This window comes from Catellatospora paridis, assembly GCF_009720365.1.
Taxonomy (GTDB): Bacteria; Actinomycetota; Actinomycetes; order Mycobacteriales; family Micromonosporaceae; genus Catellatospora; species Catellatospora paridis.
On the sequence record NZ_ML769313.1, the window covers coordinates 690,096 to 704,375 of the forward strand.

Annotated in this window: 11 protein-coding genes; 7 read left to right on the forward strand and 4 right to left on the reverse strand. The window is 70.5% G+C overall.

Features of this window, described 5'->3' with window-relative positions; all coding sequences use genetic code 11:
* Positions 1-7: 7 nt before the first annotated feature.
* The 5 genes from F9C41_RS07920 (at position 8) to F9C41_RS07940 (ending at position 6,923) form a co-directional block, all read left to right on the forward strand.
* Positions 8-2,374: a polysaccharide lyase 8 family protein gene (locus tag F9C41_RS07920; protein ID WP_155385979.1), complete on the forward strand. Its 2,367-nt coding sequence runs from the start codon at positions 8-10 to the stop codon at positions 2,372-2,374.
* Between the two features lie 71 nt (positions 2,375-2,445).
* A complete protein-coding gene (locus F9C41_RS07925) occupies positions 2,446-3,717 on the forward strand; it encodes an alpha-L-fucosidase (RefSeq protein WP_155385980.1) in 1,272 nt (423 codons plus the stop codon).
* Positions 3,718-3,744: 27 nt separating this feature from the next.
* On the forward strand, positions 3,745-5,103 hold the full coding sequence (locus F9C41_RS07930) for a fibronectin type III domain-containing protein (protein ID WP_155385981.1): 1,359 nt from the start codon (positions 3,745-3,747) through the stop codon (positions 5,101-5,103).
* A gap of 14 nt (positions 5,104-5,117) precedes the next feature.
* Complete coding sequence (locus F9C41_RS07935) at positions 5,118-6,572, forward strand: hypothetical protein (protein ID WP_155385982.1); 1,455 nt, start codon at positions 5,118-5,120, stop codon at positions 6,570-6,572.
* 192 nt (positions 6,573-6,764) lie between these two features.
* A complete protein-coding gene (locus F9C41_RS07940) occupies positions 6,765-6,923 on the forward strand; it encodes a hypothetical protein (RefSeq protein ID WP_155385983.1) in 159 nt (52 codons plus the stop codon).
* A 117-nt stretch (positions 6,924-7,040) separates the two neighbouring features.
* Here F9C41_RS07940 and F9C41_RS07945 read toward each other — a convergent pair whose 3' ends face one another.
* The 4 genes from F9C41_RS07945 to F9C41_RS07960 all read right to left on the reverse strand — a co-directional run bounded on the left by F9C41_RS07945 (position 7,041) and on the right by F9C41_RS07960 (position 11,383).
* Positions 7,041-8,102: a hypothetical protein gene (locus F9C41_RS07945; RefSeq protein ID WP_155385984.1), complete on the reverse strand. Its 1,062-nt coding sequence runs from the start codon at positions 8,100-8,102 to the stop codon at positions 7,041-7,043.
* Between the two features lie 133 nt (positions 8,103-8,235).
* A complete protein-coding gene (locus F9C41_RS07950; RefSeq protein ID WP_155385985.1) occupies positions 8,236-9,063 on the reverse strand; it encodes a carbohydrate ABC transporter permease in 828 nt (275 codons plus the stop codon).
* Positions 9,060-10,028, reverse strand: coding sequence for a carbohydrate ABC transporter permease (locus F9C41_RS07955; RefSeq protein ID WP_155385986.1), 969 nt, complete (start codon positions 10,026-10,028; stop codon positions 9,060-9,062). The genes F9C41_RS07950 and F9C41_RS07955 overlap by 4 nt, the downstream gene beginning before the upstream one ends.
* Complete coding sequence (locus F9C41_RS07960) at positions 10,028-11,383, reverse strand: ABC transporter substrate-binding protein (protein WP_230689413.1); 1,356 nt, start codon at positions 11,381-11,383, stop codon at positions 10,028-10,030. The genes F9C41_RS07955 and F9C41_RS07960 overlap by 1 nt, the downstream gene beginning before the upstream one ends.
* Positions 11,384-11,781: 398 nt before the next feature.
* Here F9C41_RS07960 and F9C41_RS07965 point away from each other — a divergent pair, with 398 nt between their 5' ends.
* Both F9C41_RS07965 and F9C41_RS07970 read left to right on the forward strand, forming a co-directional pair.
* Positions 11,782-13,254 carry a cellulase family glycosylhydrolase gene (locus F9C41_RS07965; protein ID WP_155385987.1) on the forward strand — a complete coding sequence of 491 codons (1,473 nt, stop codon included), beginning with the start codon at positions 11,782-11,784 and terminating at the stop codon, positions 13,252-13,254.
* 218 nt (positions 13,255-13,472) lie between these two features.
* Positions 13,473-14,147 (forward strand): class I SAM-dependent methyltransferase, encoded by a 675-nt coding sequence (locus F9C41_RS07970; protein ID WP_230689414.1) that lies wholly within the window; start codon positions 13,473-13,475, stop codon positions 14,145-14,147.
* The last annotated feature ends 133 nt before the right edge of the window (positions 14,148-14,280 follow it).

Here is a 14,280-nt window from a genome sequence, read left to right on the forward strand (position 1 = left end):
AGCTCCCATGGCACATCCGTCCCTGTCCCGTCGCCGGCTGCTGCAGGCCGCCGGCGTCACCGCCGCCGCGACCGGCGCCGGGGCACTGCTGCCCGGCCCGGCCCACGCCGCCGACGAGTACGACACCCTGCGCCTGCGCTGGCGCGACATGCTCCTGGGCACCGGCTACGACCCGGCCGACCCGCTCTACGCCGGACGGCTCGCCACGCGCGGCGCCGACGCGGCGGCATTCCGCTCGACCATGGCCCCGACCAGCGCCTCACTCTGGCCGGACCTGCCCTACACCGCCTCCAACGGCGACCAGGTCAGCGCGACCTACTCACGGCTGAAGACCATGGCCATGGCGTACGCGCAGCCCGGCACCGGCCTGACCGGCGACCCGGCGCTGGCCGTGGAGATCGTCGCGGGCCTGGACCACGTGCACGCCAACGTCTACAACGCGTCGTTCAACCCGAACGGCAACTGGTGGTGGAACACCCAGATCGGCTCCGCCCACCACCTCACCGACCTGGCCGTCATCATGTACGACCACCTGTCGGCGGCCCAGCTGGCGAACTACACGAACGCCGTGTTCCACTTCGTGCCCGACTCCCGGGTGGCGACCTACAGCGGCACCAGCACCAGCGCCAACCGCGTCGACCTGTGCCGCTCGATCCTCATGGCCGGGCTGCTGGTCAAGAACAGCGCCAAGATGACACTGGCCCGTGACGCCCTGTCCCCGGTGTTCCCGCTCGTCACCACGAGCGACGGCTTCTACGCCGACGGCTCGTTCATCCAGCACGTGCGCCACCCGTACGCCGGCTCCTACGGTGCGGTGCTGCTGGGCGGTCTGGCGAACCTGTTCGCGCTGCTGGCGGGTTCCACCTGGGCGGTCACCGACCCGAACCGGCAGCTCGTGTTCGACGCGGTCGAGAAGACCTTCGCCCCCTTCCTTTACTGCGGGCTGGTGATGGACGGCGTCTCCGGGCGCGCGATCAGCCGCGAGACCGGTGACCATGTCCGCGGCCACGGCATCATCGACTCCATCGCGGTGCTCGCCCAGGGGGCTGGCGCGGCCGAGCGCAACCGCTGGAAGGGCCTGGTCAAGGGCTGGCTCCAGCGCGACTACTACCTGCCGTACACCAGCAACGCCAACCTCGGCGTGCCCGCCCTCGCCCGGCTGCGGGCCATCGTCGCCGACCCCGCGGTCACCGCGCTGGCCGAGCCCGTCGCCAACCGGGTCTTCCCGGCCACCGACCGGGTCACCCACCGGCGCGCGGGCTGGGCGGCCGGGCTGAGCATGAGCTCGCACCGGATCTCCTTCTACGCATACGGCAACACCGAGAACAAACGCGGCTGGCACACCGGCTCGGGCATGCTCTACCACTGGAAGGAGCAGACGCTCGGCCAGTTCAGCGACGCGTTCTGGCCTACCGTCGACCCCTACCGGCTGCCCGGGACCACGGTGTCGGCCAAGACCCTCGCCGACGGCGCGGGCGGCGACTTCGGGGCGCCGTGCCCGACGTCGAGCTGGGTCGGCGGGGCGGGCGACGGCACGTTCGCGGTGGCCGGCATGGACATCCGCGGCCTGCAGTCGACACTGGGCGGGCGCAAGTCGTGGTTCTTCGTCGACGACGCGATCGTGTGCCTGGGCGCGGGCATCGGCTGCGCCGACGGCACCGGCGTCGAGTCGATCGTCGAGAACCGCAACCTGGGCTCGGGCGGCACGCACACCCTCACCGTCGACGGCGTGGCGCAGCCGTCCACCACCGGCTGGTCGGCGACCCTGACCGGGGCCGGCTGGGCCAACCTGGCCGGCTTCGCGGGTTACGTGTTCCCCGGCGGCGCGACGGTCAAGGCCCTGCGCTCGCAGCGCACCGGTTCCTACCACGACATCAACGCGCTGATGGGCTCCACGACCCAGCACACCCGGCGCTACCTGACGTTGTGGTTCGACCACGGGGTCAACCCGTCCGGAGCCGGGTACGCGTACATCCTGATGCCAGGCGCGGACATCGCCGCGACGGCGGCTCGGGCCGCCGACACCGGTTGGCTGCAGGTGCTCGCCAACAGCGCCGTCCAGCAGGGCGTACGCATCCCGTCGCTGGGCTACACCGCGGTCAACTTCTTCGGCAACGGCACTGTCGGCGGCGTCTTGGCCGTCGGCCCGGCCAGCGTCATGATCCGCGAGAGCGGGAACAGTGCGACGCTGTCCATCGCCAACCCGACCCAGCAGCAGACCAGCATCGACGTGACCTGGCACCGCCCGGTCGCCGCCGTGGTGTTCAAGGACGCCACCGTGACCGTGCTCGGCAGCGGCTCCTCGCTGCAGCTGCGGGTGGACACCAGCGGCAGGAACGGCCGCCTGCACAAGATCACCGTGACACTCGCCTGACCCCCGGACCGTCCCGGCGGTGTCATTGCGGCCGCCGCCGGGACCCACTCTCGCTAGGAGCCCGTTTCACCATGACCATGCAACCCTGGTTCACCCAGGCCAAACTCGGCATCTTCGTGCACTGGGGCGTCTACGCCGTCGACGGCGTGGCCGAGTCGTGGTCGTTCTACGCCGGCGAACTCACCCGCGACGAGTACCTCGCCCAGCTCGACCGGTTCACCGCCGCGAACTACGACCCCGACGCCTGGGCGGACCTGTTCGCCCGCGCGGGGGCCCGCTACGCGGTGCTCACCACCAAGCACCACGACGGCGTCGCGCTGTGGGACACCGCCGCCACCGACCTGTCCGTGGTGAAGCGCACGCCCGCGGCCCGTGACCTGGTCGGCCCATACGCCGACGCGCTGCGCCGACGCGGCCTGCACGTCGGCCTCTACTTCGCGCACAACGACTGGAGCCACCCCGACTATCCGACCGTGCGCCCGTCGCACCTGCACCGGCCGTGGGTCGACAACCGCTTCGCGATGCCCGCGCCGGGCGAGGAGGACCCGGCCGCGTTCGAGCGCTACCTGACCGACGTGCACCGGGCCCAGGTCGGGGAGCTGCTCGACCGCTACCACCCCGACCTGCTGTGGTTCGACGGCTCCTGGGAGCGCGACGAACAGCAGTGGCGGATGGGCGAGCTGGCCGGGCAGATCCGGGAGCACTCGCCGCAGATCCTGCTCAACGGCCGCATGATGGGCCACGGCGACTACCTGACGCCCGAGCTGGGCGTGCCGATCAATCCGCCGGACGTGCCGTGGGAGCTGTGCTACACCCTCGGCGACTTCTGGGGCCACCGGCCCGACGACGTCAACGTCAAGTCGGTGCGCGAGCTGGTCCGGGTGTTCTCCGAGACCATCGGCGGCGGCGGCAACCTGCTGCTCAGCGTCGGCCCGCGCGAGGACGGCACGTTCGTGCCCGAGCACGTCGAGCGGCTGGAAGGCCTGGGCGGGTGGATCGCCCGGCATGACGAGGCGGTGTACCCGACCGGCGCGGGCCTGCCGTACGGCCACCACTACGGCCCGTCCACCCTGTCCGCCGACCGTTGCACGCTCTACCTGTTCTGCTTCGACACCCCGCGGGAGTTCGTCGAGCTGCGCGGCCTGCACAACAAGGTCCGCGACATCCGGGTGCTCGGCACCGGCGAGCAGCTCGGCCATCGCGTCGTCGGCGGCTTCCCCAGCCGCAACGTGCCCGGCGTCGTCCGTATCGACGCCCCTACCGCTGTCGACCCCTACGCCACCGTCCTGGCGCTGCAGCTGGAGGGCGAACTCGACCTCTACCGCGGCCACGGCGAAGGCTGACCGTCCCCTTCGGAAGGAGTACCTGCCATGCGTGTGCTCAAACGCGCCACCGCGCTCGCCGCGACGGCCGCGGTGCTGGCGGCGACGGGGGCGCAGGCGCCCGCCTTCGCCGCCACCGCCCTGATCAACGGCGACTTCGAGCGGGTCACCGCCACCGGGCAGCCGGAGGGCTGGGGCCCGTGGAAGCCGGCCGGCAACGGCGTCATCTCACTGGCCGAGGGGCCGGACGGCAGCCGGGCGCTGCAACTGCTCAACGACTCCACCGACGACCGCACCGCCGTCGGCCAGCGCATCGACAACCCGGACCCGTCCCGGGTGCGCTATTTCCGGGTCTCGGTCGACGTCAAGGCCGAGAACATCAGCGGGTACGCCGCCGCCGTACGCGTGCAGTACGTCAACGGCGGGGTGCCGCTGACCCTGGCCGCCCGCACCTCGGGCACCCACGACTGGCGGCAGGTCACCGAGTACGTCGCCGCGCCCGCGGGCACCACCCAGCTGTCGATCGAGCCGATGCTCGACAGCGCCAAGGGCCGCTACCTGATCGACAACCTCGAAATCGCCGCGGTGGACGCCGCCGGGGTGGTCACCGCGAGCGCCCAGCCGACCGGCGAGGTCGAGCTGAGCTGGAACTTCGCCGGGCTGACCCCGCACCGCTACGAGATTCACCGGGGGAGCGCGGCCGACTTCGTGCCCGGCCCGGCGACGCTGCTGCGTACGCTCACCGGCTTCACCCAGGCCGAGGATGCCACGGCACAGCCGTCGGCGTCCTACTTCTACAAGGTGGTCGCGCTCGACCCCGCCGGGGCGCAGCTCGGCGTCACCGTGCCCGGCGCGGTGACGCTGCCCGCCACGTTCGCCGACGACCAGCGCACGACCGTGCTCTCGGCGACCGGACTCGGCCACGACGTGCGTGTCGCGTGGCGCCTCGCGGCCGGCACCACCGGGCCGGTGACCCTCTGGGGCGACCAGCAGGACCTGTCCGACAGCGACCTGCGCAAGGCCCGCGCGCTGGGCGTGTTCGCGACCACGGCCGACGGGGTCACCCTCGCCCCGAACCAGCGCAAGGGCTCGAAGCACTACGCGCTGACCGACGCCGCGGGCACGGTGCTGGCCACCGCGAGCCCGGCCGGGCTCGCCCACCCGCGCTCGGAGGCGACGAAGGACCGGCTCAAGGACGCCCGCAAAGCGATCAAGGACGGCACGCCGAAGCTGCTGTGGGAGGCCCTGCTCGCCCGCGTCGCCGCCGGTCCCACCGGTACCGGGTACGCCGCCTGGTGCCAGCACGGCGCCGAGGCCGCCTTCGCGTACCAGGTCACCGGGGACGTCGCGTACGCCGCGCGGGCTTCACGGCGTTCACCGAGTCCGAGCGGCAACTGCCGTACCTGACCACGACCAACCTGTTGGAGTCCGCCAACTGCATCGCGCGCCTGGCCCAGATCTACGACTGGTCCTACCCGGCGTGGTCCGAAGCTCAGCGGGCGCAGGCGATCGAGGCCTTCCAGCGGGCGCAGGCCTTCTTCGAGGTCGGCCACCACCCCAACATCGACCTGCCGGACAGGGCCAGCAACTGGGTCGCCGTCATCCGCGGCGCGGAACTGGCGATGCAGCTCGCGGTGCGCGGCGACGGCGGGTTCGGGCTCCAGGAGCGGCGCATCGCGGGCCTCGTGGACCAGCTCCGGCAGCACCTCGACACCGCGTACGCCGACACCGGCTGGGACCAGGAGGGCCTGGACTACCTCAGCTACGGCCTGACCATCGCGGTGCCCGGCATCATCGGCTCGCTCGACGCCGGCATCGGGGCGCTGGACGCGTCCTGGCACCGGCCGCAGTTCGCGAACCTGCTCATGCACTCGATGTCGGCCGCGCCCGGCCAGCAGCGGCTGCAGTGGGGCGTCGGCGTTGCGAACGGCACCGTCGCGGCCGCTCCGCTGTTCTTCACCAATACCCCGTCCGCGCAGCTTCCCGCGTACCTGTGGCACTACGAGCGCACCGTCGGCCGCCTGGCCCCGGTGCCGCGCGTCGGCGGCAGTCAGGACCTGTCCGCGATCCTGTACTGGCCGGTCGGCGTCCGGGAGCAGGACCCGGATCTCGGTCCGGCCGAGGTGACCGCGCCGCTGTACGACGACCATGCCGGGGCGTACCAGTTCCGCAGCCGCCACTCCGACGCCGACGACGTGCTGGTGGGCTTGCAGAACCGCAACGCCCACCACCTCGGCTGGAACGGCACCGACACCTTCGGCCTGGGCCTGATCGGGCACGGCACGGCGTGGGCGCGGCAGCCCGCCAAGGATTACGCCAAGCTGGAACTGTTCTCCAAGCCGCTGGTCGACGGCAAGGTCGAGCCGGCCGTCGGCAGAGGCGTGACCCTCGCCTCGCGCTGCTATCCCGGGCAGCACGGCGGGTTCCTGTCCCTGGACGGCAGCGGCAACTACCAGTTGGCCACGGCCCGCCGCGATGTCGCGGTCGACCTGCGCCCGGTCGGCGGCGCGGACACGGTGCTCGCGCTCCACGACACCTTCGCCGACGCTCGTAGCCACGCCTACGCCTGGCAACTGTCACCGGAGCCCGGCGTACAGATCAGCCACGGCGCCACCGAGAACGGGGCGGCGACGTTCCTGCTCACCAAGGGCGACGCCTACCTCAAGGGCTGGGTCGTCGGCGGCGAGGCGATCACCTTCGCCACGGTGAACGGCGCGCTGCAGGTCCGCCAGGAAGGCACGGCGGCCGACTTCCGCATCGTGCTGGCCGTCGGCGCGGGCACGCCCCCGGTCGCCACCACCGAGGGCCACCTGCTCACCCTCGGCACCACCCGGTACGACCTCGACGACCTCGCCGCCTTCACCCCCGCCGCCTGAGTGGCCCTGCGGGGCGGCGCCGTCGGTCCTGACGCCGCCGTCCCGCGGGCGAAGACCGCGACGCGCCACCTGATCGCCCCTCGACCGCGCCTCCGCTACAGTGCTCGACCCCAGCCGTCGCCCGGCGGCCGGGGAACTCCGCGCAAGCTGCTCAAAGGAGAGTCATGCGCAGGCTGCGGGACGCTCGCCGCCGTGCTCGCCCAACCGGGCGTCACCGCATATCGCCACACCGGCACCGCCGCTCGACCGACCACGGTCACCGTCGGTGGCAGCGGCCGATACGTGCGCATACAGCTCGTGACGAGCACGCCGACCGCACTGAACCTGGCCGAGGTCAGAGCGCTGCGCTGACTGTCCGCGCGGCACTGTCGCCGCGGGCGAAGATCGCGACGATCTTGCGCGAACTGTTGCCGATACGCCCGGATGGAGTGTGTCGTCACCACGGTTCGCGCAAGATCGTCGCGGGGGTTAGAAGCGGCGCCAGAAGTAGTTCCAGCGGGCGAAGATGACGGGGTGGGTCGGGTCTGTGCCGGATGGCCACAGGTTGCCGCCGCGCAGCCAGCCGAACCGTTTCTGGAAGTACGCCGAGGAGCCTGCCATGTTGGCGTTGTAGAAGGCGGGCGTGATCTCATCGGCCCGGCCGCCGTTGGCCGGGAGCGCCTCGGTGTCGATGCCGACGGTCGTCGTCCGGCTGCCGCAGGTCGCCCCCCATTGGGGGTGTTTGCCCTCGTCGGGGATCAGGTCGGTGCCGTGGACGGCCTCGTGGATGGCCCGGTGGTCGTGGTGGCTGTAGTCGGTGCACGCCGTGTAGTGCTGTCCGAGGTTGGAGAAGCCCGCTGCGACCACGCCGTACTCGGTCGTCAGCGGCAGCTTCTCGGCCCGATTGGCGCGGACGTACTCGAACGCCCAGATGACCTCGGCATTGGTGAGGTTGCCGTCGCCGAGATCGAATTCGACTCGCGCGGACGTCTCGCCGACCCACCAGGTGACCTGGCGGGCCTGCGACGGGTCGCCCGTTGTGGAGAAGTTGTCGGGAATCGGCCTGCCCACGTTGGGATTGGCGCCCGCGCAGGAGCCGCTGCCCCAGGTCGGGGCGCAACCGCCCATCCCCGACGGGGTGGGTGCGCCGGTGTCGATGCCGCCGGCCGGCGCCTCGACGGTCTCCGGAACCATGAGGTAGCCGGAGGTGTGGCCGGCGGCGCGAGAGTAGTCGTTCAGATTGGAGTCGGCGTCCGACTGATCGTCGAACCAGTTGTTCAGACTGGCCATTCGAGCGGCTTTGCAGTCTTCCGCGATGGCCCGGTCGTAGGTTCCCCAGTTCGCGATGGTGATGGGGGTTGCGTACGTGCCCTTGCAGTAGCCGGTCGACTCGCCCTTGGTGAGGGTGATGAAGACCGGATAGTTGGCGGTCGAGTTCTGCACCAGTGACCAGGCCATGAAGACGTCGTCCGGGTGCGGGCTGAGGAAGTACTGCAGTTGCGTCTTGGTGGTCGTCACCGCCGCCGCGGGCTCGGCCGGTGTGACTGACACGGCCAGGGCGGAAACGGCCGACACCACCAGACTCAGATAGATCCTGCGCTTGTGCAAGGCCACGTGCTTCCCATCGATGGAGCCGAAGTTGATCAGCGAATCCTAGGGCAGCCAGGATGGATCCACGGCCCCGTCAGCCTTTGACTCCGGTGAGGGTGACGCCCTGGACGAAAGCCTTCTGGGCGAAGAAGAACAGGACCACGACCGGGATCATCGTGAGCATGGTGGCGGCGCTGACCAGGTGCCATTCCACGTGGTGCATGCTGCGGAAGCTGGCCAGGCCCAGGGAGACGGTCCAGTTCTGCTCGTTCTCGCTGGTGTAGAGCAGGGGCCCGTAGTAGTCGTTCCAGGCGTAGAAGAACTGGAACATGGCGGCGGCGGCGATGCCGGGGCGGGCCATCGGCAGGACGACCTTGAGCAGGGTGCGCCACTCGCCCGCGCCGTCGACGCGGGCCGCGTCCAGGTATTCGTCGGGGATGGTGACGAGGAACTGGCGCAGCAGGAAGATGGAGAACGCGTCACCGGCCAGCATGGGCAGGATCAGCGGCCACAGTGACCCGGTCAACCCGGCGTCGGCCCAGAACAGGTACAGCGGCACGGTGGTGACCTGCGGCGGCAGCATCATCATGCAGACGATCGCGACCATGGTGACCGACCGGCCGCGCCAGCGCAGCTTCGCCAGCCCGTACGCGGCGGGCACGCTGGCCAGCAGCATGAAGCCGGTGGCCAGTGCCGCGTACAGCAGCGTGTTGACCAGGTAGCGCAGCAGCGGGGCCTTGGCGAACGCCTCGGCGTAGTTCTCCGGGTGCCACGAGGTCGGCCACAGCTGCGAGGTCAGCGTCTGGTCGCTGGTCATGAACGAGGTGAGCCCGAGGAACACCACCGGGGCCAGGAACATCACCGACAGCGCGATCGCCACCGCGTGCCGGGCGACGAAGAGCAGCACGGTCCGTCGCGTCATCGGGTGAACTCCTTGAACCGGCGCAGCAGCAGCACGGTCGCGGTCATCGAGACCACGAACAGCACCACGGCCAGCACGTTGGCGTATCCGAGCACGTGGTAGCGGAAGCCGACCACGTACAGCCACAGGGGATAGGTGAACGTCGAGCCCTCGGGGTAGCCGAACGTGTCCGAGATGCCGCCGCCACCGGTGACCTGCCCGGAGGCGACGCTGGCGGCGACCGCGGCCTGGGTGAAGTACTGCAGCGTGCCGATGATCCCGGTGATCGCCGCGAATGCCAGCACCGGAGAGATGCTCGGCAGCGTCACGTACCGGAAGCGCTGCCAGCTGCCCGCGCCGTCCAGGGCGGCGGCCTCGTGCAGTTCGGCGGGCACGTCGAGCAGCGCCGCGATGAAGATCATCATGAGGTCGCCGATGCCCCACATGGCCAGCACGACCAGCGACGGCTTGGCCCAGGCGGGGTCGTTGAACCACAGTGGAGGGTTGTCCACGCCGAGCGCCGACAGTGCCGTGTTCACCGGGCCGGTGCCGGGCTTGAGCAGCAGCACGAACGCCAGCGTCGCGGCGACCGGCGGGGCGAGCGCGGGCAGGTAGAACAGTGTGCGGTACACCCCGCGGGCGCGCTTGACCTGGTTGAGCAGCAGCGCGGTCAGCAGCGCCCCGAGCATGCGCGCGGGGACCATCACCACGACCAGCCACAGCGTGTTCTTGGCCGCCCGCACGACGTTGTCGTCCTCGAACAGGAAGCGCCAGTTGTCCAGCCCGACCCACTCCGGGGCCTGGATCAGGTTGAACCGGGTGAACGAGAAGTACACCGCCGACACCAGCGGGTAGACCAGGAACAGGGCGAGCCCGGCCAGGGTCGGCGCGACGAAGACATACGGCGTCAGCCGCCGCCGCAGCCGGGTGAGCCTGGGGGAGGGGGTGCGGGACGTGCCCGCACCCCCGAGCAGCGGCAGCGACATCAGCCCGCCAGCTTGACGAGGTTGTTGATCTGCTGGTCCACCTTCGTCAACCCGCCGGCCAGGTCGGTCGTGGTCCCGGCCTGATAGGACTGCAGGAACCCGGACAGCTCCTCCTGGTATGCCGCCCCGATCGCGCTCGGCGGCGTGGTGACCGTGGCGGGGTGGGCGAAGATGTCCAGGAACACCTGGAACTCCGGGTCCACCACCAGCTCCTTGCTGGTCAGCGCGTCGGTGGTGCTGGGCACGTTGCGGATGCCGTTGCTCAGCTTCACGATGGCCTTGGTCTCGGTGGTCAGGAAGCGCACCAGGGCCCAGGCCGCCTCGTTGTTCTTCGCGGTGCGCGACACCCCGATCACGTTGCCGGTGACGTAACCGCCGCCGTAGCGGGCCGGGTCGGCCACCGGCAGCGGCGCGACGCCGAACGACACGTCCTTGGCCTGGTCGCGCAGGAACGCCATGCGCCACTCGCCGTCCACGTTCATGGCGACCTTGCCCTTGTGGAAGGCGTTGTCGGCAGACCACTCGTCCCCCAGGCCGGCCCGGAACTTCTCGAGCTTGTCGTAGCCGTACCAGTCGACCAGGTCCTTCTGCCAGCGGATCAGCTCCTGCCACTTCGGGTCGCTGCCGATGGCCGAGGTGCCGTCGGCGTTGAGCCAGTTCGCGCCGACCGTCGGGGCCAGGTGCGACGGGGAGTTCTCGTAGAAGCCGAAGGAGGGCAGGAAACCGGCGCGTTCGATGGTGCCGTCGGGTTTGCGTACCGTCAGCTTCTTGGCCAGCTCGGTCAGCTCGGCCAGGGTCTTCGGCGGCCCGGCGACGCCGGCCTCGGCGAAGATCTTCTTGTTGTAGTACAGGCCGTACACGTCGGCGAGGAACGGCATGGCGCACCGCTTGCCCCGGAACTCCGTGTAGGACCGGATCACCTCGGGGTAGCGCTTCAGGTCGATCCCGTCGCGCTGCAGGTACGGCGTCAGGTCGGTCCAGGCGCCGGAGGAGCAGAACTTGCCGACGATGTCGGTGGAGTAGCTCAGGCCGACGTCGGGTCCCTGGCCCGCGCCGATGGCCTGCAGCATCTTGGTGTCGTCCTGGCCGCCCTTCACGGTGACCTTCACCTTGGGGTGTTCGGCCTCGAAGTCCTCGACGATCTCGGCGATCGCGTTCGCCTCGCGGTCGGTGAAGAAGTGCCAGAGCTCGACCTCGCCCGACGCCTCGACGCCAGGACTGGCCAGCGGCGCGGCCTGCTCGCCCGGGGTGCAGGCGGCCGTGGCCAGCAGCCCCGCCGCCAGTGCTGTCACCAGCAACCGGGGTGCGCGCGGCCGCGCGCCGGTGGTGCGTCGGGATTCATCGGTGGTGAACACGTAAAGGCTCCTTCGCTGTCGAATCGGCGCCGCGTCAGGGCATGTCACGGTGCCGGCGGCGCGACGGCCTCCCCGAAGACCGCAACACTGTTAGGAAGACTGACTAACTATTGCGTCGAGGATCGAGTCTGCGGGCATCGCTGTCAACACCCCCCGGCAGGACCGGCACCTGCCTCAACCGCCCCGCCGTCCGATGTGGAGCGCGGTTGCGTGGCGTGGATCTGCTTGCGTGGCAGGTGAAGGTTGATTTAAGCGATCATTAAGTTCGCCCCGCCTTGACGCCGTCCCATTGATGAACTTAGGGTGATGGATAGTAAGTTAATCTTCCTAACAGATGTCCGGGTCGGCTTTCGATGCCGCCCGCCACGTCCGCACACGACGCCCCCGTGGAGGCGCGCATGTCACGAAAGCTGAGAAACGTCCTGGTCGCCGGTGCGGTGTCCGTGCTGGCCGCGGTGTCGCTGGCCGTCGCGGTCGGCTCCGCCAGTGCTGCCACCACGCCGACCGCCACGTTCACCAAGGTGTCCGAGTGGGGCTCCGGGTTCGAGGGCCGCTACACCGTCACCAACGGCGGCACCAGCACCATGAACTCCTGGCAGGTGTCGTTCACCCTGCCGGCCGGCACTGCCGTCAGCTCGCATTGGGACGCCGCCCGCTCGGGCAGCGGCCAGCAGGTGGTCTTCGCCAACCTGTCCTGGAACGGCACCATCGCCCCCGGCGCCTCGGTCGTCTTCGGCTTCATCGGCACGGGCTCCGGCAGCCCCACCGGCTGCCTGCTCAACGGCCAGCCGTGCGCCGGCGGCACCCAGCCCAGCCCGTCGGCCTCGACGCCGCGGCCGCCGTCGCCGTCCGCCTCGCCCTCGAAGCCGCCGTCGCCTTCCGCGGCACCGTCGACCCCGCCGTCGGCCAGCCCCAGCACCAGCCCGACCGCGAACCCCGGCACTCCCGTTGCCGCCAACGGCCAGCTGCGGGTGTGCGGGCGGCAGCTGTGCAACAAGAACGGCAAGGCGATCCAGCTGCGCGGCATGAGCACGCACGGCATCCAGTGGTACGCCAGCTGCGCGACCGCCGGTTCGCTGGACGTGCTGGCGCAGGAGTGGAAGGCCGACGTGCTGCGCATCTCCATGTACATCCAGGAGGACGGCTACGAGACCGACCCGCGCCGCTTCACCGACCTGGTGCACAACTACATCGAGCTGGCCACGGCCCGCGGCATGTACGCCATCGTGGACTGGCACATGCTCGACCCCGGTGACCCGAACTACAACCTGGCCCGCGCGAAGACCTTCTTCGCCGAGATCGCGCAGCGGCACGCGAACAAGGTCAACGTGCTGTACGAGATCGCCAACGAGCCCAGCGAGGTCAGCTGGTCCGCCATCAAGAGCTACGCCGACCAGGTCATCCCCGTGATCCGCCAGCGCGACCCGGAGGCCGTGGTGCTCGTCGGCACGCCCGACTGGTCCTCGCTGTCGGTGTCCGGCGACGGCAACGGCGTCGCGACCATCACCGCCAACCCGGTCACCGCCGGCAACCTGATGTACGTCTTCCACTTCTACGCCGCCTCGCACGGCAACGCGTACTACAACACCTTCGCCCAGGCCGTGGACACCCTGCCGATGTTCGTCACCGAGTTCGGCACCCAGCAGGCCACCGGCGACGGCCCGAACGACTTCACCAACGCCCAGCGCTACCTCGACCTGATGGCCGCCAAGAAGGTCAGCTGGACCAACTGGAACTTCTCCGACGACTTCCGCTCCGGCGCCGTCTTCACCACCGGCACCTGCGCCACCGGCCAATTCTCCGGCACCACCCGCCTCAAGCCCGCCGGCACCTGGATCCGCGACCGCATCCGCACCCCCGACGACTTCTGACCCGCACCCCCCACCCCTGCGTTGATCATGAATTTGTGGCACGGCTCGACGGTGTGTCGGTGACACAACTTCATGATCGACGCGGTGGTGGCCGCAGCCCGGGGCGCGGTGGTGGCTGACGAGCCGTCACCCGCTCCGGGCTCCTGGTTTGCTGGAACGGCAAGGTAGTTTGCGTGCGGTCGGGCGGCGGCGGCAGGGTGGCGGTGGAGGTGGTCGCCATGACCGACGCGCACGCGCAGCAGGCAACCGAGACCCAGCAGGCAACCGAGATCATGTTCACGGCGGAGTTCTGGGACGAGCGATACGGCTCGACCGACCGGGTATGGAGCGGCAACCCGAACCCGCATCTGGTCACCACCGTCGCCGGGCTCGCACCGGGTGACGCGCTCGACGTCGGCAGCGGCGAGGGCGCCGACGCCGTCTGGCTGGCGGCCCAGGGCTGGCAGGTGACCGGTGTCGACGTGTCCAAGGTGGCGCTCGGGCGCGCGGCCGCGCATGCCGCGGAGCGGGGCGAACGGGTTGCCGAGCGCATCACCTGGCAACAGGTCGACGTGCTGTCCTGGGATCCCGCGCCCGCCCGGTACGACCTGGTGTCTGCGCAGTTCATGCACCTGCCCCGGCCCGCGCTGGAGGCGCTGCACCGGCGGCTGGCCGCGGCGGTGCGTCCCGGCGGGACGCTGCTCATCGTCGGGCATCACCCCTCGGACCTGGAGACCACCCTCGGCCGTCCGCGGCTGCCGGAGCTGATGTTCACCGCGGAGCAGGTCGAGGCCACGCTGGACGAGCGCGACTGGGAGATCCGGGCCGAAACGCCCGCCCGCGAGGTCACCGACCCCGACGGGAACCCGGTCACCATTCACGACGCCGTCCTGATCGCAGTCCGGCGGAGCTGACGGGAGCGGGCGGCAGTCCGCCTCGCCGGACTGCGGCGGCCTGGCAGAGCGTCTTCCCAGGCGGCCCGCCGGCGCGCGACGGCTTCCGGCGCAGGGAATGACGAGGGGGTGCAGGCAAGAGCCTGCACCCCCT

Bases quoted from the DNA above. Each gene is read 5' to 3' on its own strand.
- F9C41_RS07965 (WP_155385987.1), top strand. From the start codon at position 11,782: ATGTCACGAAAGCTGAGAAACGTCCTGGTCGCCGGTGCGGTGTCCGTG.
- F9C41_RS07950 (WP_155385985.1), bottom strand. From the start codon at position 9,063: ATGACGCGACGGACCGTGCTGCTCTTCGTCGCCCGGCACGCGGTGGCG.
- F9C41_RS07955 (WP_155385986.1), bottom strand. From the start codon at position 10,028: ATGTCGCTGCCGCTGCTCGGGGGTGCGGGCACGTCCCGCACCCCCTCC.
- F9C41_RS07970 (WP_230689414.1), top strand. From the start codon at position 13,473: ATGACCGACGCGCACGCGCAGCAGGCAACCGAGACCCAGCAGGCAACC.
- F9C41_RS07930 (WP_155385981.1), top strand. From the start codon at position 3,745: ATGCGTGTGCTCAAACGCGCCACCGCGCTCGCCGCGACGGCCGCGGTG.
- F9C41_RS07920 (WP_155385979.1), top strand. From the start codon at position 8: ATGGCACATCCGTCCCTGTCCCGTCGCCGGCTGCTGCAGGCCGCCGGC.
- F9C41_RS07925 (WP_155385980.1), top strand. From the start codon at position 2,446: ATGACCATGCAACCCTGGTTCACCCAGGCCAAACTCGGCATCTTCGTG.